The organism is Microcoleus sp. Pol1C5, assembly GCF_036701115.1.
Classification (GTDB): domain Bacteria; phylum Cyanobacteriota; class Cyanobacteriia; order Cyanobacteriales; family Microcoleaceae; genus Microcoleus.
In genome coordinates, this window is the sequence record NZ_JAUBQE010000011.1 from 65,406 (window position 1) to 89,605 (window position 24,200).

Genomic DNA, 24,200 nt, shown 5'->3' on the forward strand with positions numbered 1-24,200 from the left:
CCGATGAAAGGCGCAGAAATAATCCGTTCTATCGAGACGGCAGAAATAGATAGAGTCAAGCAAGAACTCAATAAACAAGTTCCCGAAATTTACGTCGGCGACACAGTGCGAGTCGGCGTAAGAATTAAAGAGGGTAACAAAGAACGGGTTCAGCCCTACGAAGGGACTGTGATTGCCATGCGTAACGGCGGGATTAATGAAACAATCACCGTCCGCCGCGTGTTTCAGGGCGTCGGAGTGGAACGGGTGTTTTTGATTCACTCGCCCCGCATCGCCACGATCCAAGTGATGCGCCGCGGGAAAGTCCGCAGAGCAAAACTTTACTACCTGCGCGATCGGGTGGGCAAAGCTACTCGCGTCAAACAGCGGTTCGATCGCTCCCTGTAGGAATGCACCCAGCTTTCCCTTGGTTCATGGTTCATGGGAACTTGAAAAAAATCAAAAAAAGTTTTCCATTTACGAGCGCACTGTGTTAAAATAGAAATCTAGAGGTTAAGCGAATTTCAGCAACCTCACCTGTGCGCTCTTAGTTCAGTTGGTAGAACGCAGGTCTCCAAAACCTGATGTCGGGGGTTCAAGTCCTCCAGGGCGCGCTGAATCACCAAACTTTAAATTCTGCCCGAAAGCGCCCGGATTATTGGCTGGCAACAGTCAAAACCGCAAACTTTCGGGTAGAATTAATTTTTGTGGGCGGTTCGCAAAAAATGCCATCAACAAATGCTCGGTGTGGCTTCTCGATCATCGATTTCGGCGATCGGCATTTACGCCGTTGATTGGTTGGGCTTGTAAAAAAGTCGTGGCTTTAGATGTGAGATTTAAGACTTGGGCGTAAGTGGTTAGTGTCACAAAATCTGAGAGCCGCGGGCCACTCACACCATCTAAAATCTAAAATCTAAAATCGCAAGGGGGATTAAATCGTGGCGAAAAAAGACGAAGCTCAAGAAACTCAAGAAATAACGGCGCCTGGGTTTAACCCTGCGGGCTTTTTTAAGGAAACTAGAGAAGAACTCGACAAAGTGGTTTGGCCCAGCAGGCAGCAGTTAATCAGCGAGTCTTTGGCCGTGCTTTTGATGGTAATCCTCTCAGCAAGCCTGATTTATTTGGTGGATAACTTCTTTAACTGGGGCGCGGGAAAGGTGTTTGGGCCATGACTTTTGCATCAGAAGAATCTGAGTATTCCACAGAAGCGACGGGACAGGCAGCATCGCCAGAGGTGCCGGAGATTGATGCTCGCTGGTATGCTGTTCAAGTTGCCTCTGGCTGCGAAAAGCGCGTGAAGGCAAACTTGCAGCAGCGGATTCAAACTTTGGATGTTGCCGATCGCATCGTTCAAGTAGAAATTCCGCAAACTCCGGCGATCAAAGTCGGCAAAGACGGTTCCAGGCGGCAGTCAGATGAAAAAATCTTTCCCGGTTACGTACTCATCCGTATGTTTATGGACGAGGATACGTGGCAGGTGATCAAGAATACCCCGAATGTAATTAATTTTGTCGGGGCAGAGCAGAAACGCCGCTACGGGCGCGGCAGGGGTCACGTCAAACCGCTACCTCTGAGTCATTCGGAAGTAGAACGGATCTTCAGAAACGCTCAGGAATCAGAACCAGTTGTCAAAGTATCGATGTCTACTGGAGACCACGTTGTGGTACTTTCCGGGCCGTTTAAGGATTTTGAAGGTGATGTGATTGAAGTTAGCCCGGAACGAAACAAGCTCAAAGTTTTACTCTCGATTTTTGGGCGCGATACGCCTGTAGAATTGGAGTTCAATCAGGTTCAGAAACAGAACTAACTAATGGCAAAGAAAGTTGTTGCAGTAATTAAGTTGGCGATTACGGCGGGAAAAGCCAACCCAGCTCCTCCGATCGGCCCAGCCCTGGGTCAGCACGGCGTCAATATTATGATGTTTTGCAAGGAGTACAATGCTAGAACCGCAGACCAAGCAGGTCTGGTGGTTCCGGTAGAAATTTCGGTTTTTGAAGACCGCAGTTTTACGTTTATTCTCAAAACTCCGCCGGCGTCGGTTTTGATTCAAAAAGCCGCTGGCATTGCTAAGGGTTCGGGAGAACCTAACCGCAAGCAAGTAGGGACGATTACACAGGCTCAGTTGCGAGAAATCGCTGAAACCAAAATGCCTGACCTCAATGCTAATGATGTTGAGGCTGCTATGAAAATTGTGGCAGGAACGGCTAAAAATATGGGCGTGGCGATCGCGGATTAAAGTCAGTTGCCAGTTGGCAGTTGTCAGTAATTCATGATTTTGAAGCTAAAATCTTCAAGCTCAAATCGTAAGTCCTAAGTCGATTCAGGGGGAGAAGCAAAGCTTCGCTAAGAATCGCAAATGTTTTAGATTTGAAATGGCCAAAACGGCTCAATTCTAAAATCTAAACTCTAACATCAACTGACCCCAGGAGATAACAATGGCAAAGAAAGTATCGCGAAGACTGCAAGAACTTCAAAAGAAAGTTGAAGACAGACCTTATCTACCGCTGGAAGCTCTGCAACTTTTGAAAGAAACAGCAACCGCTAAGTTTGGCGAAGCTGCTGAAGCTCACATCCGTTTGGGAATTGACCCGAAATATACTGACCAACAGTTGCGGACAACTGTATCGCTACCAAAAGGAACTGGTCAAGTAGTCAGAATTGCGGTGATTGCTAAGGGCGAAAAAGTTAAAGAAGCTCTGAATGCCGGCGCGGATATTGCTGGTTCGGAAGAGTTGATTGATGAAATTCAGAAGGGCATGATGGACTTCGATTGCCTGATTGCTACCCCAGACGTGATGCCGTTGGTGGCAAAATTGGGTCGGTTGTTGGGCCCGCGCGGTTTGATGCCTTCTCCGAAAGGTGGCACGGTGACGACTGACATTGCTCAGGCGATCAACGAGTTTAAAGGTGGTAAACTAGAATTCCGTGCCGATCGAACTGGCATCGTTCATGTTATGTTTGGCAAGGCAGCTTTCTCAGCGGAAGATTTGCTCGTCAACCTTCATGCTTTGCAAGAAACTGTTGACCGCAACCGTCCTTCTGGTGCTAAAGGTCGCTACTGGCGCAGTTTGTACGTATCCGCAACAATGGGCCCGTCGATCGAAGTCGATATCAGTGCCCTGCGCGATACCAAACTTGATGCTGCCTAGTACAGAATTAAGCAGAAGGCAGAAGGTAAAAGACAGCTTCGGCTGTCTGTGTAAATCTCTCACAAGACTTACGCCAGACCCTTGCTAATCTCTGCCTTCTGATGATAGCCTAATCAAAAATCAATAAGCTGAAGACCGCAGGTGCCGACCGCTTAATTTCCTGCCGAGGCTGAAGAAATAAAAACTCAAGACTCAAAGATTAGAAATTTTCTATTTTTAATTCTGACTTGTTAATTTTTAATTCTCTGCCCCGGCTCTAAGGTCGGGGTTTTTGGTGGGCAGTTTTCGATCCTAAAAGGAGGTGAAATAAGTATGGGCAAAACTTTAGCAGTAAAAAATGAGATTATTGCAGACCTCAAGCAAACCTTGAGCGAATCTCAACTGGCGATCGTGATCGACTACACGGGCTTAACTGTTGCTGAAATCACAGATTTGCGTCGGCGTTTGCGTCCGAAAGGCAGCAGTTGCCAAGTGGCAAAAAACACGCTGATGCGAATTGCGGTTGAAGGCAACGAAACCTGGCAGCCGATACAGGAATTGCTGACCGGTACGTCGGCATTTCTGTTCGTGCAAGAAGATATTGGCGGCGCAATTAAAGCTTACCAAGAATTCCAAAAAGTCTCTAAGAAGACTGAACTTCGCGGCGGCGTCATGGAAGGACGGGTGCTGAAAGAAGCTGATGTTAAAGCATTAGCTGATCTGCCGTCGAAAGAACAACTCATGGCTCAAATTGCTGGCGCTATCAACGGTGTCGCAACCAAGTTGGCTGTGGGTATCAATCAAGTTCCTACTTCGATCGCTCGCGGTCTTAAAGCTTATGCTGAAAAAGACGGCGGTTCAGCAGAAGTAGCAGCAGAAGCACAACCAGAAGCACAAGCAGAAGCGCAACCAGAAGCAGAAGCAGAAAGCGCATCTGTGTAAGTCATTAGTAATTAGTCATTAGTCCTCAGTCATTAGTATTTAGCAATAGATAGAAGACTGGAGACGAAAAACTAATGATGAATGAGCAAATCTCAAATTCCAAATCCCAAACCTACAATCGAACTAGGAGTTTAACGAATGTCTACTGCAACTGATGAAATCTTGGAAAAACTTAAGTCTCTGACTTTGCTCGAAGCTTCTGAATTGGTCAAGCAAATTGAAGAAGCTTTCGGCGTCAGCGCTGCTGCTCCTGTCGGCGGCATGATGATGATGCCCGGTACAGGTGGTGGAGCCGCTGCTGAACCCGTAGAAGAGCAAACCGAATTTACTGTCATGCTGGAAGAAGTTCCTGCTGACAAGAAAATCGCCATTCTGAAGGAAGTCCGCGCAATTACTGGTCTGGGTCTGAAGGAAGCAAAAGATTTGGTAGAAGCCGCACCGAAAGCAGTTAAGGAAGCTATTGCTAAGGAAGCTGCTGAAGAAATGAAGAAACAGCTTGAAGCTGTGGGCGCAAAAATTTCTATCAAGTAGTCAGAGAATGTAGTTGATATCAATTCCGGTGACACCGGAATGATGGTTGACTGTTGACTGTTGACTATTCCCTAAAATTAATCGCGCGATAGTTACATCTCTCGCGCGATTAATTATTTTTGGGGTCGGGAAACGGCATTGCCGTGTCCTCTTAGATTTTAGAGGCGGCCTCCATTTGTCGCACTACTGTTAAAGCAGAATAGGAAACACCGGCAGTGCCTTCTCCGGGATGGGTGGAGTCACCTACTAACCACAAATTTTTAATTGGTGTGCGGTTGGCAAATCCGAATGGCCCGAAGGTTGGTATTCGCTGCCCGATTCCACCTACAACGCCTCTATCTCTCGCTGTGTAGTGGGCAAAGGTGCGGGGTGTGGCGGCTTCTTGATGTACGATCGACTCTGGCGTCAAATTGAAATATTCGCTCAAACGCGCGATCGCCCCTGCGGTATATTTTTGCTTTAATCCTTCATAATCAACAGAATTCCACCACATTCGAGTATCAGTAAATGAGGAAGCGATAATTGTCGCCATTCCCTCCGGTGCTCGACCATCACCCGGATGGCTGACTGAAACAAATAAGGAATTATTCTCCCCTATCTCGCCGTCGTAATCGTAGAGAAACTGAAGGTGCGGCGGACAATTTTTCGGAATTGCGCTTTCATGCACTCCCAAATATATGACAAATGCACCGGATGCGGGCGGCAGTTTATCGACTCGATATTTGTAGCCTGCCATTTGATTTGGGAGTTGATTTGTTGTCTCTGAAGTCTCTGATTTAACCGATAAATTATCTGTTAAATTTTCGACAATCGGCTCGCTTGACAACAATTTTACTAAATTTTGCGCGGTCACGTTGGCAACAATGCGATCGGCAGTTTCTGTCCAAACTTCGCCTGTTTTTTGATTGCGAATCACTGTACCTGTGGCTTTGCCGTTGGCTGTGACAATACTTTCAACTGTGTGCCGCAACAAAACTTTGCCGCCGTCTCGTTCGATCGCCTCTACCAGTCGATCGCTCAATACCTGCATACTTCCTTGTAGATGATACAATCCCTGTGGCTCTTGCGAAACTCCTAAAGCCGTCGCCGCGTAAAGTAGCGCCGTTTCTTCGGTATCGACTTGAGAATACAATTTTAACTGCAAATCCAGAAAAGTTTTCAAGCGCAAATTGTCGCCCAACCCACAAAGCCGCAAAGCATCTCCCACTGTCATAAAAGTGAAAGGCAAAGTAATTAGAGTATCGGGGCGAACAGCTTGAATTAATTGCCAGAAATCCCATAAGTTTCTGGGCGGTAAAACTGGATCGCGCCCTTGAAAGTTCCAGCTAGCTTTGAACAATGCAGACAATAATTGCCAAAAAGCTTCGCTTCCAGGAAACTGCCGCTGCCTTTCTTCCTGCCACTTTTGCGGATCTCGCCACACGCTAATCGGTGCGGTTTCTCCCGGCAAAAACACCGCACAAGCGGGATCGCAGGGTGTGGCTGCGGGGAGTTCTATGTCTAATTCTGAGAAAATTCGGTGGTGAATGCCTCCGGGTTCCAATCCTGCAACCTGCGTGGCGCCGACATCGAAGGTAAAGCCTTTGCGTTTGAAGGTGGAAGCGCATCCTCCGGGGACGATCGCCTGGTCTAAGACTAGCACTTTGTATCCTCTGCGGGCTAGCAGAGCTGCTGCTGTCAGCCCGCCGATTCCGCCTCCAATTACCGTGACGCGGCCCTTAGTGTCTGCTGGATTGGATTTGCCAAAAGGGGTGCGATCGCCTCTCATAATTTATTTATTGTAATATTTCTTAATAGTATGCTCATATTTGGCAATAAAAAGCTCTTGTGGCGACAGTTTTAAATCTATCGCTACAAGAGGAAGGAGTCCGAGTTGACAGGACATTTCAGGGGTAAGGTGCAGCCGGATCGCCCAAAGCAACCGGAGTTTTTGCAGTAGCCGATGGGAGAATCAGGGACGCCGCCACTTGTTGAGATAAGCTTCGCCAATCCCCGCCACAGCCTGCATTTGAGCTAGCTGTTCCCGTAAAGCTTTGATGGTTCTTAGCTGTTCTTGAGACTGTTGCTGCAAAGCCTCGTAATTTCGCTGTATCGCCGCACTCTGGCTCAATTCATTTTCCAGATATTGCAACTTGGTCAGTTTAACTTGGAAGTCGCCGATCGCACTTGACTTTTCTGCTAACTCGTGCTTCAAAGATTCGTAACTCGACTTCGACACGGTTTCCTGGAATTGGCTTTCGAGATTTTGCTTTTCGGTGGCGAATTGCTGCTGCAAAGATTCCAGAGCAATGGATTTTTCGGCTAGTTGCTGCTGCAAAGATTCCAAAGCACTGGATTTTTCGCCTAGCTGTTGCTGAAACTCGTGTTCCCGGTGTTCTCTTTCGGCCAATTGCTGCTGCAAAGATTCCAGAGCACTGGATTTTTCGCCTAGCTGTTGCTGCAAAGATTCCAGAGCACTGGATTTTTCGCCTAGCTGTTGCTGAAACTCGTGTTCCCGGTGTTCTTTTTCGCCTAGCTGTTGCTGCAGAGATTCCAGAACACTGGATTTTTCGCCTAGCTGTTGCTGAAACTCGTGTTCCCGGTGTTCTCTTTCGGCCAATTGCTGCTGCAAAGAAGCGAGCGAACTTTCGCGCTCACTCAACTGCTGCTGTAAACTTTCGTAACTTGACTTGGCTACTGTTTCTTGCAATTGGCTTTCGAGATTTTGCTTTTCGGCAGCTAATTGCTGCTGCAAAGAAGCGATCAAACTTTCGCGTTCACTCAACTGCTGCTGTAAACTTTCGTAACTTTCTTGCAGCGGATTTGGCTTTACACTCACCGAGTCCGATACAGTTTCTGCCGTTACAGCCTCATTAATTTCGCTTTCTTCGGCTGTTTCCCCTTGCAAGTCGGGGGCATCTACCTGCGTTTCTTCACCTTTTTTCCAAGTGACAGTAACTTCCGTCTTGTCCTTAGAAATATCCAGAGCGCCTTGTGCCAAGCGTTCTAGGAGTTCTGACCTTGATATTCCGAGCTTGCGAGCGATCACGTTTAATCGATCGGCACTAGAAGAAGTCAGCGAAAGTCCGACTTTGACTTTACTTTCTGAATTGGAACTAACTACATTGCGATTTTTTTTGACCATTGGCATTTTCCTCATGCCAACCTACACTAATAAGTGTAGTGGCTGAAGTTTCTATTAAAATTAATTCTTGTTACTTACCAATTGTGCCAGCTTCTGTTCCCAATTGAACAAAAATTCGTGAATATACCCTTCGGTCGATTCCTCGCCGTAGAACCCCGTGAAGATTCCCTGGCACGGTTTTTTTTTCGGCACGATACCGCAGATATAACAGTTGAGCTTGTTAGATACTATCTAACTTTGCGCCCGATTTGACCGGTTCGGCGCGATCGACCAAATCGCAATAAGATGCCCGATAGTCTTTGAACGCTGCAAAAAGGCTAGTGGCCACAACTTCCATGTGATCAGCCCGAACCACGCTGCTAGAAGCTTTTTTACACGATGAGGATCAAGTCGGGGGAGGAAGAGTGGGATTAAAGACAAAGCCTGCGGTTTCCAACCCCGCCTACACACACAAAACCTACTTGGAGTGGGTTAAAGAATTTTTAGTCGATCGGGCCTTGACATTTTCCTCTCAGATTGAGAGTATGAGTACATAACAGGACTTACGCAAAGACTGAACTTTTACACCACTTGTAGAGTTGTGGTGGGCAGTACCTACCATACAAATAGAGTCTGTGCGTAAGTTTTGTATAGGTAGGGATGGCAATAAATCATGTGTGGAAGCTTCAAGATTATGCAAAACAAAAAAACCAAAAAACCAAAAACAGATGCACGTAATCTCGATTCGCACCCTCCGTAATGATGCTGCCCAGTATCCCGATGTCAAAAATAAAATTGATAGCTGGAACGCAACTGTAAAGCAAGCAGAATGGCAGAATTTGGAGGATGTTCGCAAGATTTACCGGGATGCCGAAGCCGTAGGAAACTTCACCGTCTTTAATATCAAAGGCAACGAATATCGCCTGATTGTCGGCATTAACTACGAGGAGCAAACTATTTTCTACAAATATTTCCTAACCCACGCTGAATACGACAAAGACAAATGGAAAAATGATCCTTACTTTTGATGGAGCCACTTATAGCAAATTGCTTGCAGAAATTGCTCCTAGGGCGATCGAAACCGAAGAGGAATACGATCGCCTCCTGGCAGTGGCAGAACGGCTAACCTTCGCTAAAAACCTCACTCCAGAGGAGAGAGCTTTATACAAGTTGTTAGTCACGCTGATTGAAGTTTATGAGAGAGAAAATTATCCGATCGACAAATCGGAGCCTCATGAGATTTTGCAACACATCATGGAATCCAGCGGCACCCGTCAAGCGGACTTGGTAGGTATCATTGGATCGAGCGGTGTGGTGTCTGAGGTTGTGAATGGGAAAAGAGCGATTAGCAAGGCACAAGCTAAGGCACTAGGCGATTATTTTAAAATCTCACCTAGCTTGTTTATTTAATTTGGAAATTGGGCATTGGGCATCGGGCATTGGTTATTGGTGATTAGAAAAGCTACTAACCAGTAACCGCTAACTATTACCCATGCCCAATGCCCGATGCCCATTTCAGAGACATCTGCCCCTATGCCGGCAGCCCCTGAATGTTACCGATTATTAGGCGTTGCGGAATTAAGGTATGATTAGTTCAAAGATAAATTTGGAAAAAACAATTAAGTGAGGCTCCTAGACCATATCGCTGGCGATTGGTGTAGGAGCCTCACTATGGTTTTCTACTATTGGCATTAGATATGGGCGTTTATTCTCGGCGCGATCGCCCGTAATTTACACTCAAACATTGAAAAGCGAGATCCCTTGATTTTTCTAAAAGAATTCAAGGGATCTCGCTCTAATTAAAGTATTTATCTCATATCAGAGATTTTGTTTGCAAACTGTTTTTTTTGCCTAAACAGCTTGTTTAACGGAGAGGGAGGGATTCGAACCCTCGTTAAGTTGCCCTAAACACACTTTCCAGGCGTGCGCCTTCAACCGCTCGGCCACCTCTCCAGGGCTAAATTCATTCATTTAGCCACAGCTAAACTATCTTAGCAGAACAAATCTGATTTGGGAAGGGGTAACGGCATAAATTTGCTGTTTAATATGGGTAGGGTGTGAAACGGGCAGGCTTGGGTTCTCCTATCGGGGTCACAAACCCATTCATTTCAAGGATCTGGCCCTGCCAACCCCAATCTAAAATCTAAAATCTAAAATCTAAAATTCCATGACTGACTCTTACACAATTAAAATTCATAACAGACAGACAGGCGATCGCCACACCGTGCGAGTACCCGAAGACCGCTACATCCTCCAAAGCGCCGAAAACCAAGGAGTAGAATTGCCCTTTTCCTGCCGCAACGGCGCTTGTACCGCCTGTGCGGTGCGCGTCAATTCGGGGGAACTGCACCAGCCAGAAGCAATGGGGCTTTCTGTGGAACTGCAAAAAGAAGGTTATGCCCTGCTGTGCGTCAGCTATCCCCGTTCCAACATCGAGGTAGAGACGCAAGACGAGGACGAAGTGTACGAACTGCAATTCGGCCGCTACTTCGGCAAAGGTAAAGTTAAAGCGGGTTTGCCGTTGGATGAAGAATAAGGCAATTTGATAAATAATCAACTACCAATTATCCATGCTTTATCGGTTATTTGCGATCGCCCTTTGTCTGTTGTTAGCTAGCTGCCAAAAACCAGAAATGCCTCAAGGTACGATCGCCAAAGTAGAAAGGGCCATCAGCGGGCAAACAATCGAAGTTATCAGTACAGCCGACAAAATAGCCTTATTAGAACAAATCAGGCTGATTGGTATTGATGCACCGGATTTAAAACAGCAGCCTTGGGGAGAAGCAGCCAAACAAAGACTAGAACAGCTAACTAGGGGAAAACAGGTATTGTTAGAATCCGACATCGAAGAGAAAGACCAGTTCGATCGCAAACTAGCCTACTTGTGGCAAGATAAAAATTTGCTCAACGAACAGCTAGTCAAAGAAGGTTATGCCCTGGCCTCAGGGCGATCGCCCAACACAAAATATCAGCAGCGACTCGTGAACGCTCAAGAATGGGCGAGACTCATGGGTAAAGGCCTGTGGAATCCAGAACGAGCTTTGCGCCAAACTCCCGCAGAATTTCGCCAGCAAAATCGGAAATAGTCAGTTGACAGTTGACTGTTGGCAGTTGACAGTTGTCATTGGAAGCAATTCCCAATTCCCAATTCCCAATTCCCAATTCCCACTTCCCAATTCCTAATGACTGACAATCAACTGCAAAACTTCTTAGAAATAGCCACCGAAGCAGCCCTAGCCGCCGGTTCCGTCCTGAAATCTTTCTGCGGAAAATTAGAAAAAATTCAAGAAAAAGGGCGATCGGGCGATTTAGTCACAGAAGCCGACAAAGCCTCAGAAGCGGTTATCTTAGAAATTCTCGGCCGCCACGTACCCGACCACGCCATCCTCGCCGAAGAATCCGGCAAATTAGGGGATGCCAGCAGCAAATACCTGTGGGCGATCGACCCTTTGGACGGCACAACCAATTATGCTCACCAATATCCTTTTTGGGCCGTGTCGATCGGACTTTTAATCGACGGAATACCACAAATCGGAGTAATTTACGACCCTTTTCATAACGAATTGTTTCGGGCAGGCAAAGGATTAGGAGCAACCTGCAACCGTTCGCCGATCGAAGTTTCCCAAATCTCAGAATTGAGAACCAGCTTGCTAGTCACTGGCTTTGCATACGATCGGCGCGAAACAGCAGACAATAACTATGCCGAATTCTGTCACCTCACCCACCTCACCCAAGGCGTGCGGCGCAGCGGTTCCGCATCCCTAGACCTCGCACACCTCGCGATGGGGCGATCGGACGGATACTGGGAACGGGGACTCGCCCCTTGGGACGTAGCAGCAGGTGTACTCATCGTCTCCGAAGCCAGAGGTCAAGTTACAGCTTATGACGGCAGTGCATTTGAGATGAACTCCGGTCGGGTTTTGGCCACAAACGGCAAAATACACGCCGAACTCAGCAGCGAACTGCTAGCAGTTCCTCCCTTATCTTCTTGGAAGTAGCGCCCCCCAGCAATAGATCGGGGGTAGTACGGGGGTCACAACCCCTTGACTCAAGCTACATTAAAGAATAGTGAAAAGCCAGGAAAGGAAGAGTAAAAGTTATGTCTTTTGAAATGACAAAAGGGCTGTTCAAATACGACTTTACAGATCAGCACGCAATTTTGGGAATTCCCTTAGACGCCGAGTTTAACGACATCCGCAAGCGCTACATGAAAATCGCCCGCCGGTTGCATTCGGATACTTGCTCTTTTGAAAGCCAAGCCGATAAAGATTGGGCTAACCAATTTTTGTCAAAAGTAGTCAATCCGGCTTACAACAAATTTTCCAAGGAAAGCGATCGCAAAGAATACAGCCTGCTATTAGCAGCCATCGGCAAGCGCGTTGTTAAAGAACAGGCGAAAATGCAAATTGAAAGCGAAGCAGCCAAACAGTTAGCTACCGCTAAAGATTGGGAAGAAGCTTACAAAACAGCAGTTAGCAAACTCGCTCTCAAGCAGTACGAATCAGTTAAGGAAACGCAAGAGGCGATTAATCTAATTAGCGAACTCAACATGGTTTACCTGCTGCGAAAAGAGCGCCTTGGTGGTGTTGGGGTTGCACCCGCTTCACCCCCGAAAGCTGCAACCCCAACTAGCACAGCAAAAACAGCAACCCCAGCAACCCCAGCAACCCCAGCAACCCCAGCCACCGCTACTCCAGCGCCATCTCCGCCCAAAGTCCAAGACTCGCCGGCCGAAGCCTATTGCCGCCGAGCTCAAGGATTCATGGACAGCAAAAGTTACGCCAAAGCAATTATAGAGTTGAAAGAAGGCGTGAAACGCGATCCGAAACACAGCAAGACCCACGCTTTGTTAGCAATGTGTTACGTTGAACAAAATCAAGCCACAATGGCGAAACTTGAGATGAACAAAGCTTTGGCATCAAATCCTGAAGAACCGACGGCTTTGGAGGTTAAGAAAAAGCTGGAACAAGCTTCCGCAAAAGCCAAAAAAGGTGACGAGAAACCAGGATTTTTTGCAAGTTTGTTTGGCGGTAAGAAGAAGTGAGAAGTGGTGATTTGTGAGTCTTGAATTTTGAGAAAATGGTGAAATGTACAGCAGTGGAGTGATCTCGATCAAAACAATCAAGACTTGGTGAGATCAAAGCCGGTGATATCGGAATGATACCGTCAGTGCGATCGTTCCGCGAGCGCGGGTGATCCACAAAGAGCGGGACGCTTGCACTGACCGGGAAAATGATTATTCCCATGCAAACCAAAACGCTATCACGCCTTAATTTGTTAAAGTCGAAGGTTAAGCTTGCGTGCTTCGACTTTAACACCGTCCATAAAGCTAAGCTTCTAAGCCCAATCTAAAATCTAAAATCGTTCGACTGAGCGCTCACGCCGAAGTCGAAAATCTAAAATTGATATGACACCTTAATTTGTTAAAGTCGAATGTTAAGCTTGCCTGGTTCGACTTTAACACCGTCCATAAAGCTAAGCTTCTGGGCCCAATCTAAAATCTAATGTCTAAAATCTAAAATTGATATGGTTCATCAACCCCCATCCGGTGCAAGAGATTTATTGCCCCTTGACGTTGCTCAAAAAATTTCGATCGAACGACGCTTACAGCAGGTTTTTCACCGCTGGGGCTATCACCGGATTATTACCTCTACTCTAGAAAGGCTGGAGACTTTGATGGCTGGGGGTGCGATCGACCGATCGACCTTAATTCAACTGCAAGACGCCGAGGATGGAGAACTTGGTTTGCGGCCGGAATTGACAGCATCCATCGCCCGCGCGGCTGCAATGCGGATGGCCGGGACTCGCTGGCAGCCTCAGCGCCTCTACTACAACGCCAACGTGTTCCGCAAAGGCCCAGATACTGGCTCAGGCGGGCAACAGGAGTTCTATCAAGCTGGCGTAGAGCTCCTAGGCGCGGGGGGGACGGTTGCGGATGCAGAAGTGCTGCTGCTGCTGTCTGAGTGCTTGCAGAGCTTGGAAATTGATGACTGGCATTTGGTTTTGGGAGAAGCGGGCTTGACTGCAAGATTGCTGGAACCGTTTCCGCCAAATGTGCGCCAAAAAGTTCGGGGGGCGATAGCCAATCTCGATCGAATTGCCTTGGAAACTTTGCCGCTGTCAACCGAATTGCGAGAAAGAGCTCTGCTGTTATTTGACTTGCGCGGCCGCCCAGAAGAGGTGTTGCCAATTGTTGCCAAGCTGGATTTAGATTTGCCACAGCAAGCCGCGTTAAATAATCTCAAATCGGCGATCGAATTGCTGCACCAATGTCAGTCAAAAATTCCCAATCTAAAATCCCACATTCACCTCGATTTGAGTTTAATTCAAACATTTGACTACTACACTGGAATTGTGTTTGAAGTTGTCAGCAGCAGCAAGACAGGACAGCGAGTTTTAGGACAAGGGGGACGCTACGACCAACTGTTGGGACTGTTCGATCCCCAAGGGCAAAATTCCCCTGGCATCGGGTTTTGTCTGAATATTGAAGATTTGCACCAAGTTTTGCTGACAGAGGGGCAATTGCCCACGGAGACGCCAGCTAGCGACTGGTTGGTTGTGGCTCAAACTCCTGAAGCTAGTGCCGCCGCGTTTGCTTACGCTCGCAAACTCCGAGAGTCTACTCACTTAGTTCGGGTGGAAATAGATTTGGAGAGTCGGGAGACAGCAGAGTCTGCGCGGGAATACGCGCGCGATCGACGAATTGCTCAAATTGCTTGGGTAAATGCCGAAGGATTGCCAACAATTGAAACGGTAAATTAGGCTAATTGGTAATTGGTAATTAGTAGTTGGTAATTGGTTAAAAATCACCCGATATGATATTATGTATCCTGCTGATTGATAGAAGGTTTTGCCAATTGCTAATTGCTAATTCCCTATCTACCTAAAATGTTTTGAGAGAACACTATGGCACACACTATTGTTACGAATATTTGCGAGGGAATTGCTGATTGCGTTGGCGCTTGTCCGGTTGCTTGCATTCATCCCGGCCCTGGCAAAAATGTCAAGGGTACTGATTGGTTTTGGATTGATTTTGATACCTGTATTGACTGCGGTATTTGTTTGCAGGTGTGTCCTGTCGAAGGTGCGATCGTTCCAGATGAACGCCCTGAGTTGCAGCAAACTCCCTCTTAATTGCAACTTGATTGCAATTGAGGGCTAAATAGCTACATTAACTAAGGGGTAAGGTGCGCGACCCGGCGCACCCTACAGTAACTTTTTTATGAACCACAGAGGGCGCAGAGGACACAGAGAAGAGGAGTGAGAAATAGTGGAAAAATCTAACGTTTAGATATCTAAGTGCAGGTAATTAATGAGGTTACTTTTGTGAGTTCTTTCTCTTCCCTTATCTTGTCTTCCTACCCTTCGGGAACGGCTTCGCCGAACGTGTCCTTCGCGTCTTCGCGGTTCGTTTAAAAAAAAGCCCGATCGCACTTTACAAAAAAAACTACAATAAAATCCTATGCAGCCGATCGCACTTTCCGACTCTCACATTTTATCCATCCGCACCCACGCCGAAAGCGCTTATCCTGAAGAATGCTGCGGTTTGTTGCTCGGTCGAGTTACTGGCGGTGTTAAAACTTTGGTAGAAGTTTGGCCGACTGATAATGCTTGGAGTTCTGAGGCCCAGGAGAATTGGCCTGAACAAAAAGAATTGACAGAAAGACGCAGATATGCAATTCGGCCCGAAGATATGTTGCGGGCGATGAAACACGGGCGCGATCGCACTCTGGATATTATCGGCATATATCATTCTCACACGGATTGTCCCGCAGTGCCCTCAGAGTGCGATCGGACATTAGCCTGGGCCCAATACTCTTACATCATTGTGTCCGTCCGACAAGGCTGTTCAGAAGACCTCCGCAGTTGGAGTCTTGACGGAGAGGGGAACTTTCAAGCAGAGGAAATTCTCGCACTGGAACCGACTGAGATTAAGAAATAATTAGTAAAAATAACAAACACGTAAAAATGCGAAAGATTCAGATAGGATATAATTCAAAATCTGCGCTACACACAATATCATGCTAAATCCTAATCTGGACGAGATCCAGCTCAACAAACAAGAATACGAACGCTACTCTCGCCACCTCATCCTGCCAGAAGTTGGATTGGAAGGGCAGAAGCGTCTCAAAGCTGCCAGCGTGCTCTGCATCGGTACGGGAGGTCTCGGTTCGCCGCTGCTGCTGTATTTAGCCGCCGCCGGTGTTGGTCGCATTGGGATTGTAGACTTTGATGTTGTAGACCATTCCAATTTGCAGCGGCAAGTAATTCACGGCACTTCTTGGGTTGGGAAACCGAAGATTGAGTCTGCTAAAAATCGGATTTTAGAAATTAATCCTTTTTGTCAAGTTGATTTGTACGAAACTCGCGTTAGTTCGGAAAATGCGATCGACATTGCCACTCCTTACGATATCATTATCGACGGTACGGACAACTTCCCGACTCGCTATTTGATGAACGATGTTTGCGTGCTTTTAAACAAGCCCAACGTCTACGGTTCTATCTTCCGATTTGAAGGGCAAGCAACAGTTTTCAACTACGAAGGCGGCCCGAATTACCGCGATTTGTACCCAGAACCCCCGCCTCCTGGGATGGTTCCTTCTTGTGCAGAAGGCGGCGTTTTAGGCGTTTTGTGCGGAGTTGTCGGTTCTATCCAAGCAACGGAAGCTATCAAGATTATCTTGGGTCAAGGCACTACTTTGAGCGGCAGATTGTTGCTTTACAATGCCTTAGATATGACGTTCCGGCAATTGAAACTGCGGCCGAATCCAGTGCGCCCGGTAATTGAAAAGTTAATCGATTACGAACAATTCTGCGGCATTCCTCAAGCAAAAGCGCAGGAAGCAAGTCAGCAAACGCAAATTCCTGAGATGACTGTCACGGAACTTAAAGAGTTAATCGACAGCGGTGCCAAGGATTTTGTATTGTTGGATGTTCGCAATCCCAACGAGTATCAAATTTGTCAAATTCCTGGGTCGGTTTTGGTTCCTTTGCCGGATATCGAACACGGCGCAGGTGTGGCCAAGGTCAAGGAATTGTTGAACGGCCACCGCTTGATTGCACACTGCAAAATGGGCGGGCGTTCTGCGAAGGCTTTGGGGATTTTGAAGGAAGCGGGAATTGAGGGGATTAATGTTAAGGGCGGGATTACTGCTTGGAGTGAAGAAGTAGACCCGTCTGTACCTCAATATTAAGTTCAATCTTTTTCTGGGGTGGGTTTAGCTAATATCACGAGATACAAGCGAGTAGACTCTGGTCATTAGTGTCAACTTACGCTGAAAAACCTTTGTATCTTTCGTTCACAGCCGAGTCTAGAACCCTCTAAATTCCCCTTTTTTAAGGGGAATTTGACCTTTAGTAGTGAAGCAGGACACGGCAATGCCGTGTCCCTACAAAAAACGCAGATTAACCCAACCCTTCAACTAACAGATTGCGAGCACTTTCCAACGCTTCCTGCAACTTACTTGCATCGCGTCCCCCAGCTTGCGCCAAATTCGGCCGCCCGCCGCCTTTTCCTCCGCAAATTTGAGCAATTCCCCCGATAAACTTGCCAGCTTGCAATCCTTTCTTATTGACTTCTGGACTAAAAGCTGCAACCAAACTTACCTTATCCGGTTCAGGAATTGAGGCCAAAACAACCGCAGCATTTCCTAACTTTTGCTGCAATCTTTCCGCCGCAGTTTTCAGCGCTTCTGTATCCACATCACCCAATTGAGCTACAATGATTTTGAATTCGCCGAGCTCCTCAGCCGCACTCAGCAACTGGTCGGATTTCGCGATCGCCAATTCCGACTTCACAGCAGCCAAATGTTTCTGAGTATCCTTCAACTCATTCTGCAAATTAGTAATCCGGTTCGGCAATTCTTCAGGCTTCGCCTTAAATCGATCGCCCAAATCGCGCACCACCTTATCCCGCACGTTCAAATAGTCCAAAACAGCTTGACCCGAAACCGCTTCAATCCTGCGAGTTCCCGCCGCTACCCCCGCTTCGGAAACAATCTTAAACAGCCCGATTTCTGCGGTATTGCTGACGTGAGTTCCGCCGCACAATTCCATCGAAACGCCGGGAAAATCGATAACCCGCACCACGTCGCCGTACTTCTCGCCAAACATCGCAGTCGCGCCTTTTTCCCTCGCTTGGGCGATCGGCATTTCTGCAACGACCGCAGCGTGCGCCTCAGCAATCCAACTATTAACTAAATCCTCAATTTTCTGCAACTCTTCTGCTGTGACAGCGCGCGGAGAATTGAAATCAAACCGCAATCTTTCTGACGATACCAGCGAACCAGCTTGCGAAATCGAATCGTCCACAATTTTCCGCAAAGCTGATTGTAATAAGTGAGTTGCTGTGTGGTTGGCCTGAATTCGGCGGCGACCGCTATTGTCAATTTTCGCAGTAATACTATCGCCCACTCTCAGCGTTCCCCGTTCCACCAAGCCGAAATGCACGAAGAAATCCGATTCCTTCTTCACATCATCAACTCTTACCAACAAACCATCACCATTATCTCCGCTTTTCAAATAACCTTTATCCCCAATTTGTCCGCCGGATTCTGCATAAAACGGCGTTTGGTTCAAAACAACTTGTACCTCAGTACCTGCAGTTGCTTCCTCGACAGATTTGCCGTCAACCAAGATAACTTCCACCTCAGCTAAACTCGACAATTCAGCATAACCGACAAACTCAGTTCCTTGGATTGTTTCAGCCAACTTATCCAAAGAACCCTGCACCGTCAAATCGATTGTTTGGCGAGCATCTTTAGCGCGAGTTTGCTGTTCCTTCATCGCCCTTTCAAATCCCTCCAAATCCACAGAAATTCCCTGTTCCTCAGCAATTTCTTGAGTCAGTTCTAAGGGGAAACCGTAGGTATCGTAAAGAGTGAAAGCATCTTGACCGCTGATTTGTTGGTTGGTTTGCTGTTTTGTACGATCGACAATTTCCTCCAGCAGCTTCTCTCCGCGTTCCAAAGTCTTGAGAAACTGCGCTTCTTCCCTTGCCAATTCCGCCTTAATTTGAGCTTCCCGCTGCCGCACGTTCGGATAAGCAGCTTCCGAAAGGGCGATCGCACTTTCAGCCACCCGCACCGTAAATTCGCCCTGAATTCCAATCAGTCGCCCGTGGCGCACCACCCGGCGAATCAAGCGGCGCAAAATGTAACCCCGACCAACATTCGACGCGCGAATTTCGTCCGCAATCATGTGCACCACAGCCCGAACGTGATCGCCAATTACTTTCAGCGAAACCTTGACTTTTTCATCGCTGTTGTGGTAATCAATCCCGGCAATTTCTGCTGCCGATTGAATGATCGGAAAAATCAAATCTGTTTCGTAATTATTGGGGACTTTCTGGAGGATTTGCGCCATCCGTTCCAGTCCCATGCCAGTATCAATATTTTGATTTTGCAGCGGTGTTAAATTGCCCTCTGCATCTTTATTGTACTGCATGAAAACCAGGTTGTAGAACTCAATAAACCTGCTATCATCTTCGAGGTCAATATTGTCGCCTCTCTCTGGGTGGAAATCATAGTAAATCTCCGAACACGGGCCGCAGGGGCCAGTCGGGCCGGATTGCCAGAAATTGTCATCTTCTCCCATGCGCTGAATGCGATCGCCCGGAATGCCAATTTCATCGCGCCAAATCGCAAAAGCTTCGTCATCTTCACGGAAAACGCTAACAACCAAATTCGACGCTGGTAAAGCGAAAACTTCCGTGGAAAGTTCCCACGCCCAGGCGATCGCCTGTTTCTTGAAATAATCCCCGAAACTGAAATTGCCCAACATCTCAAAAAACGTGTGGTGGCGGGCGGTGCGGCCGACGTTTTCGATGTCGTTGGTGCGGATGCACTTTTGAGAAGTCGTGGCGCGCGGTGATTCAGCGGCGCGCTGTCCGAGAAATATCGGCTTGAATTGTAGCATTCCGGCGATCGTCAGCAACACTGTCGGATCTTCGGGCACCAAAGAAGCACTCGGCAATATCTTATGTCCCCGCTGAGCATAAAAGTCGAGGAAGGTTTGGCGGATTTGGCTGCCACTGAGAAACTTAGGAGAAATAGACATGACAAAAACACTTAAGTATGTAAAGATGTAGCAACAATAGAATTTATAGGACTTACGCACGGGTGTCCAGAAACCCGGTTTTCAAACCAAAATACTTGCTTAAAATCCTCAATCTGGGTAGAAAAACCCGGTTTCTTGGTTACGAGTGCGTGAGTGCTAACTTACATCTATTTGGAGATTCATATCATTATACTTAGTAATGTAAAGACCTATCAAGTTTTGCAAATAGTGCTTTACTCCTCCGAAAGGTCATGCTAACTTAATAATAGACACCGGGACAGAAAGAGAAGGAGGTCGCTATATTTAGAAAGAAAGTTCAAGGATATAGGCATGGTGTCTCCGGTCTAGATTCCCAGGCGCAGCAGAAATTAACCGAACACAACTTGGAATAGTGGCGAACTGCCGATCGAGCAGTCAAGCCAAACCGCAGTCAAGTAAGACTTAGTTGTCGTTGCTGATTAAAAGTAAAGCTGCACAAGTTGTAAACCCTAGTAAATAACAGTTCTCAATCGGAAACACATCTCGTTTGTTAGAAAAAACAAAGTTCTCATATTATTGGGTCTGATCGCTGTCGATCGGGCCCTATGAATTTTTATAGGGCGATCGCAGGAGAAGAGGCTTCGAGGGGTACAGAGGGACCGAGTTGGGCTGTATAAGTGATTTCTGCTCAAAGGCTACATCCCTGGGAGCGATCGGCGAGCGATCTATGCAGCTTTTGAGTTATATATTATATATAATAGGACGTGGGCGCCCGCCCCCGCCCGCTTTTTGCCGGGGATCAAGCGCTGTGGTATGAGGCACTGTCAAGATGCGATATCATTGAAGATGTCAGTACAAAACCTTAAAACCTACCCCGCTGTCCTGTATAGCAGCAAATCTACGCTTCTCTAAGCTTGCTGCAAGCCAAGGATAGCCAACCGCCATTTTTGGTGACAAGACCAGGCTCAAAAATTTGAATCTCAGGATATTTAGAGTCAAGACTCTAAAAAATCCCATCTCCGAGGCAGGGGTGAGAGTTCAAAAAATAAAAGCCCGCCACTCAAAAAAGCTAGTGCCACCAACAACGGTAGTAAATCACTAGCACAGTTCTTAAACTCACAATCTCCGGAGATTCTAGGTACAAGCATGGCCGAAATAACTAAAGAAGAAATGCGCGAACGGCTGGGAAATATCGACCAAATTCGCGATATAATTTTTGGAGCGCAGCTTAGAGAATATGACAATCGCTTCGATAAAATAGATTCCGAGTTGTCGATGATGCAGCAAGATATGCAAACTCGCATCGAACAAGTAAAAACTGTTCTTTCAGGAGAAATGAGGGCTGCAGTTGATTCGTTAGAAAAGAAAGTTAAATCGCTCACCTCAAACACCCAAGAAGAAAGCGCAGACATCCGTCAGCAAGTCGATCGCGTTAACCGAAAATTCTCCAGCAGCATGGAAGCCCTCGACGAGGCTATTGACAATCAAACCCGTTCGCTTCGCGACGAATTCTCTCAAACCAGAGAGCGACTATCTGAAGAAACCCGCACTTTGAAAACACAGGTTTTTGAAGAGCTAGATCGTCGCTTTTCTATGCTCAGAGATGTTAAAGTTTCTAGAGACGACATGGCAGAAATTCTGTTTGAACTCGGCATGAGGCTCAAAGGAACAGAATTTGTACCCGAACTTAAAGGCGTTGCGGATAATAAGTTAAATACCGAATTTCTGTTGCCGGAGCGCCACCATAACGGATAATAACGCATGGCTTTACCGAAAGAAAATCCGGCTGACGAAAATGAGTTAGAGGGTTTTGTTTCTCAACCTGACGAGTCTGCTGCCGATGCAGCAACCCAGCTAGAACCCTTGCTGAATCTGTTAGTCGATCTCAAAATTATTGCAGGTTCCAACCAGCAAAATGTAGAGCCCGAAGATGACAGCAGTGGCGAAAATAATCAAGCTGGGGCCCTCGGCGGGTTGATGGATTTGTTAGGTATTTCTGAGCAAGGGCCAGAGGAAGTTACAGCGAGTGTACCCCAAACTGGATCTCGCCAACTGGAGTTTGACGATGCCCCGCCTGTTGCAGACGAGTTCAAAAGTTTGTTATTCGCTACTCACAAACTCAACACTTCAGAACTGGAAAAAGACTATTCCTCCGCTAAAACTATAGATGTTTCCGCGATCGCCCAGCCGGATTTGGAGGAGGAGTCACAGCCTGTAGCAGAATTGTCTAACTTGACAAGGAAAGATTCTCTACAGGAAGTACAGGGTCAAAAATCCCACGGGTTCGATCGGCATTTCCAAAATGTTTCGCCTCCCCCAACCGAGTCAAAATCCTCGGAAGTTTCCAATGACTTCATAGTTTCCACAGTCTCAGAGTCACCAGAAACTGCATATTTAGATCCGGTGGTAGCTTCGCTTCAATCGATGCCAAACTTGGTAGAACAGCCGACCACGATATCGCAGCCTACAGAAATATTAAGCCAAATTAAACAAGATTTAAATCAAGCCGACAGCGCGATGGAAACGCTGCAAAATCTGATTTTCGGCTCAAAAATATCAGATATCGAGCAAGTCAAAAATCTGCTGGCAGAAAACGATTTGCCTGGGGTGCGCCACCTGATGGCAACAATCGACGATAAATTAGGAAAATTGGAGCACCAAATCTACGAGCCCCAAGAGTTGATTGAGTTGATGCTGCCTTGGATCGCAGAAATTCTCAGCCGCAAAATTGCCGACTCCAGAGAAGAAGTTGTCAAGGCGATCGGGCCAATTATTGACGAAGTGATTCGGGCAAAAACTCAGGAAAACAAGTCGGCAATGAGTGCGGCAATAGCTGAGCTGCTTCCCGACGCACTTGCTCAACAAATAGTCAATTCGCCAGCGGATATTGCTCGCGCGATCGCCCCAGAAATTGGTCTGGCAATTAAAGAGCAAATTCGCCTCGACCAAGAGTCGATCGCCCAGGCCCTCGCCCCGGAAATGGGTAAAGCGATTACAGCCCAAATAAAACTCGAACGCGACTCTATGGTGGATGCCCTCTATCCCGTAATTGGCAGTACAATTTCCCGATATATGGCAGAAGCTATCAAGACAATCAATGAAAAAGTGTCTAATGCCATCAGCGTCGAAGGATTCCAGAGAAAAATTCGCTCCAAAGTACAAGGAGTCTCCGAAGCTGAATTAATCCTCCAAGAATCAGTACCCTTCACCGTCCAAGCAGCCTTCTTAATTCACAAAGCATCAGGCTTAATAATTTCCGAAGTTCAAAACTCAGAAAGCTACCAGTTAGAATCAGAAATGGTAGCAGGAATGCTCACAGCTATTCGCAGCTTTGTTAACGAGTGCATCGTGCAGCCGGGAGAATCTTCCGAACTAAATCAAATTGAATACGGAGACTCAAAAATTCTGCTAGAAGTCGCGGGATATTGCTACATGGCCGTCGTGATTAAAGGAGAACCGCCAAACTTGTTCATCCAAAAAATACGACAAACCGTTAGTCATCTCATCCTTAATTATGGTCAAGTCATTCACGATTTTAACGGCGACCCCGGTACTATACCGGACTCTCTGCACCCGTCTCTAAAAAATTTATTCGACCCGCTACAAACGGAAAAATCAACAAAACCCCCGATCGCCCTAGCGGTTATCAGTTTAGCCGCCTTGAGCTTAATCTTAGTACCTTGGGGAATTTATCAGTACCGCAGCAGCGTTGAGCGCCACCTCGAAGCCAATGCCATCGCAGCTTTAGCATCAACTCCCGAATTAGCAGTTTACCGCTTAGATGTTGCAGTTGATGGCAAAACTTTAAAGCTAACCGGAAAGTTGCCCAATCAAGAATTGCGGGCACAAGCGGAAAAAATAGCCGCATCAACTGCACCGAAATTGCAATTAGATAATAGAATTATAGCTGTCGATGTCCCCCCAGATCCAGTTTTGACGGCGGCTGAGGTGCAGCGAATTAGCGCCGTTTTGAACCAGAGACAGGGCGTTTCTATTTTTAGTCGGTATGGCGATCGTAAAGTTACAGTAGATGGCACAGTTATAGACCTAGCAGACACACAGAAAATAGCTCAGTCCTTGAAGCAAATTCCCGGTGTTCAGTCGGTCATCAGTACGGTTAAATTAGATCCCCTGAAAATTACAACCCGCATCTACTTCGAGCCAGGAACCACAAAATTAGACTCAACATATGAAGAAATCATCGCCAGTGTCAAAAAATTCATGGATCAATATCCTCAAAAACAGATTAAGATAATTGGGCACAGCGATCGAAGTGGAGAACTTGCTACAAATCAACAGTTGTCGCTCAGACGTGCCGCAGCAGTGCGAGATGCTTTAGTGCGGCAAGGTGCTGACCCAAAGCGCCTCCAAACTGTTGGCATCCCCCATCCTCCTGCCGACGTGGAACCCAATCAACCACGACTTTTAAGCAGATGCGTGGTATTTGAACCAATAACTAAGACCGTAAACAGTAAATAATT

23 protein-coding genes, 2 tRNA genes and 1 other annotated feature are annotated in these 24,200 nt (G+C 46.9%); of the genes, 21 read left to right on the top strand and 4 right to left on the bottom strand.

Going from position 1 to position 24,200, the window contains the following annotated elements:
• The first annotated feature begins 3 nt into the window (after nt 1-3).
• The 9 genes from rplS to rplL all read left to right on the top strand — a co-directional run bounded on the left by rplS (nt 4) and on the right by rplL (nt 4,580).
• Nucleotides 4-387, top strand: coding sequence for a 50S ribosomal protein L19 (gene rplS / locus QUA23_RS08610; RefSeq protein WP_333054363.1), 384 nt, complete (start codon nt 4-6; stop codon nt 385-387).
• 133 nt (nt 388-520) lie between these two features.
• A tRNA-Trp gene (locus tag QUA23_RS08615) sits at nt 521-593 on the top strand.
• Nucleotides 564-773, top strand: a complete 210-nt coding sequence (locus tag QUA23_RS08620) for a hypothetical protein (RefSeq protein WP_333073875.1) — start codon at nt 564-566, stop codon at nt 771-773. The genes QUA23_RS08615 and QUA23_RS08620 overlap by 30 nt, the downstream gene beginning before the upstream one ends.
• Nucleotides 774-917: 144 nt before the next feature.
• Nucleotides 918-1,151, top strand: coding sequence for a preprotein translocase subunit SecE (secE, locus tag QUA23_RS08625; RefSeq protein WP_172186534.1), 234 nt, complete (start codon nt 918-920; stop codon nt 1,149-1,151).
• Nucleotides 1,148-1,786, top strand: a complete 639-nt coding sequence (gene nusG, locus QUA23_RS08630) for a transcription termination/antitermination protein NusG (RefSeq protein WP_333070762.1) — start codon at nt 1,148-1,150, stop codon at nt 1,784-1,786. Before secE ends, nusG begins: the two co-directional genes overlap by 4 nt.
• A 3-nt stretch (nt 1,787-1,789) precedes the next feature.
• Entirely contained in the window at nt 1,790-2,215 is a 426-nt protein-coding gene (gene rplK, locus QUA23_RS08635) for a 50S ribosomal protein L11 (RefSeq protein ID WP_006635588.1), read from the top strand.
• A gap of 199 nt (nt 2,216-2,414) precedes the next feature.
• The gene (rplA, locus tag QUA23_RS08640; protein WP_190663916.1) at nt 2,415-3,128 is read left to right on the top strand and encodes a 50S ribosomal protein L1; all 714 of its coding nucleotides are present in this window, start codon (nt 2,415-2,417) and stop codon (nt 3,126-3,128) included.
• Between the two features lie 110 nt (nt 3,129-3,238).
• Nucleotides 3,239-3,411 (top strand) — a sequence feature (ribosomal protein L10 leader region).
• Between the two features lie 29 nt (nt 3,412-3,440).
• Entirely contained in the window at nt 3,441-4,049 is a 609-nt protein-coding gene (rplJ, locus tag QUA23_RS08645) for a 50S ribosomal protein L10 (protein ID WP_333073877.1), read from the top strand.
• A gap of 138 nt (nt 4,050-4,187) precedes the next feature.
• Complete coding sequence (gene rplL, locus QUA23_RS08650) at nt 4,188-4,580, top strand: 50S ribosomal protein L7/L12 (protein ID WP_333037133.1); 393 nt, start codon at nt 4,188-4,190, stop codon at nt 4,578-4,580.
• 151 nt (nt 4,581-4,731) lie between these two features.
• On the opposite strand, the gene QUA23_RS08655 is transcribed toward rplL, so the two are convergent.
• Nucleotides 4,732-6,348, bottom strand: coding sequence for an FAD-dependent oxidoreductase (locus QUA23_RS08655; protein WP_333073879.1), 1,617 nt, complete (start codon nt 6,346-6,348; stop codon nt 4,732-4,734).
• 183 nt (nt 6,349-6,531) lie between these two features.
• The gene (locus QUA23_RS08660) at nt 6,532-7,704 is read right to left on the bottom strand and encodes a ribbon-helix-helix protein, CopG family (protein ID WP_333110343.1); all 1,173 of its coding nucleotides are present in this window, start codon (nt 7,702-7,704) and stop codon (nt 6,532-6,534) included.
• A gap of 707 nt (nt 7,705-8,411) precedes the next feature.
• On the opposite strand from QUA23_RS08660, the gene QUA23_RS08665 reads away from it, so the two are divergent.
• Both QUA23_RS08665 and QUA23_RS08670 read left to right on the top strand, forming a co-directional pair.
• Nucleotides 8,412-8,711, top strand: coding sequence for a type II toxin-antitoxin system HigB family toxin (locus QUA23_RS08665; RefSeq protein ID WP_333073884.1), 300 nt, complete (start codon nt 8,412-8,414; stop codon nt 8,709-8,711).
• Nucleotides 8,695-9,093 (top strand): transcriptional regulator, encoded by a 399-nt coding sequence (locus tag QUA23_RS08670; protein ID WP_333073885.1) that lies wholly within the window; start codon nt 8,695-8,697, stop codon nt 9,091-9,093. The genes QUA23_RS08665 and QUA23_RS08670 overlap by 17 nt, the downstream gene beginning before the upstream one ends.
• Nucleotides 9,094-9,551: 458 nt before the next feature.
• On the opposite strand, the gene QUA23_RS08675 is transcribed toward QUA23_RS08670, so the two are convergent.
• Nucleotides 9,552-9,636 (bottom strand) — tRNA-Ser (locus QUA23_RS08675).
• Between the two features lie 214 nt (nt 9,637-9,850).
• On the opposite strand from QUA23_RS08675, the gene QUA23_RS08680 reads away from it, so the two are divergent.
• The 8 genes from QUA23_RS08680 to moeB all read left to right on the top strand — a co-directional run bounded on the left by QUA23_RS08680 (nt 9,851) and on the right by moeB (nt 16,877).
• Nucleotides 9,851-10,219, top strand: coding sequence for a 2Fe-2S iron-sulfur cluster-binding protein (locus QUA23_RS08680; RefSeq protein ID WP_333073886.1), 369 nt, complete (start codon nt 9,851-9,853; stop codon nt 10,217-10,219).
• A 34-nt stretch (nt 10,220-10,253) separates the two neighbouring features.
• Nucleotides 10,254-10,769 carry a thermonuclease family protein gene (locus QUA23_RS08685; protein ID WP_333073887.1) on the top strand — a complete coding sequence of 172 codons (516 nt, stop codon included), beginning with the start codon at nt 10,254-10,256 and terminating at the stop codon, nt 10,767-10,769.
• A 96-nt stretch (nt 10,770-10,865) separates the two neighbouring features.
• Nucleotides 10,866-11,681, top strand: coding sequence for an inositol monophosphatase family protein (locus tag QUA23_RS08690; RefSeq protein ID WP_333073889.1), 816 nt, complete (start codon nt 10,866-10,868; stop codon nt 11,679-11,681).
• Nucleotides 11,682-11,782: 101 nt separating this feature from the next.
• Nucleotides 11,783-12,727 carry a DnaJ domain-containing protein gene (locus QUA23_RS08695; RefSeq protein WP_333073891.1) on the top strand — a complete coding sequence of 315 codons (945 nt, stop codon included), beginning with the start codon at nt 11,783-11,785 and terminating at the stop codon, nt 12,725-12,727.
• Between the two features lie 482 nt (nt 12,728-13,209).
• Nucleotides 13,210-14,445 (top strand): ATP phosphoribosyltransferase regulatory subunit, encoded by a 1,236-nt coding sequence (locus QUA23_RS08700; protein WP_333073892.1) that lies wholly within the window; start codon nt 13,210-13,212, stop codon nt 14,443-14,445.
• Nucleotides 14,446-14,589: 144 nt separating this feature from the next.
• Nucleotides 14,590-14,817, top strand: a complete 228-nt coding sequence (locus QUA23_RS08705; RefSeq protein WP_006635695.1) for an indolepyruvate ferredoxin oxidoreductase subunit alpha — start codon at nt 14,590-14,592, stop codon at nt 14,815-14,817.
• A 328-nt stretch (nt 14,818-15,145) separates the two neighbouring features.
• Nucleotides 15,146-15,625, top strand: coding sequence for a M67 family metallopeptidase (locus tag QUA23_RS08710; protein ID WP_333073894.1), 480 nt, complete (start codon nt 15,146-15,148; stop codon nt 15,623-15,625).
• Between the two features lie 79 nt (nt 15,626-15,704).
• On the top strand, nt 15,705-16,877 hold the full coding sequence (moeB, locus tag QUA23_RS08715) for a molybdopterin-synthase adenylyltransferase MoeB (RefSeq protein ID WP_190743852.1): 1,173 nt from the start codon (nt 15,705-15,707) through the stop codon (nt 16,875-16,877).
• A gap of 211 nt (nt 16,878-17,088) precedes the next feature.
• Here the strand turns inward: moeB and alaS are convergent, their stop codons facing one another.
• Nucleotides 17,089-19,740, bottom strand: a complete 2,652-nt coding sequence (gene alaS / locus QUA23_RS08720) for an alanine--tRNA ligase (RefSeq protein WP_333073897.1) — start codon at nt 19,738-19,740, stop codon at nt 17,089-17,091.
• Between the two features lie 1,125 nt (nt 19,741-20,865).
• Here alaS and QUA23_RS08725 point away from each other — a divergent pair.
• Together QUA23_RS08725 and QUA23_RS08730 are read left to right on the top strand one after the other, a co-directional pair.
• Nucleotides 20,866-21,474 (top strand): hypothetical protein, encoded by a 609-nt coding sequence (locus QUA23_RS08725; protein WP_333073898.1) that lies wholly within the window; start codon nt 20,866-20,868, stop codon nt 21,472-21,474.
• A gap of 6 nt (nt 21,475-21,480) precedes the next feature.
• Nucleotides 21,481-24,198 (top strand): OmpA family protein, encoded by a 2,718-nt coding sequence (locus QUA23_RS08730; RefSeq protein WP_333073901.1) that lies wholly within the window; start codon nt 21,481-21,483, stop codon nt 24,196-24,198.
• The last annotated feature ends 2 nt before the right edge of the window (nt 24,199-24,200 follow it).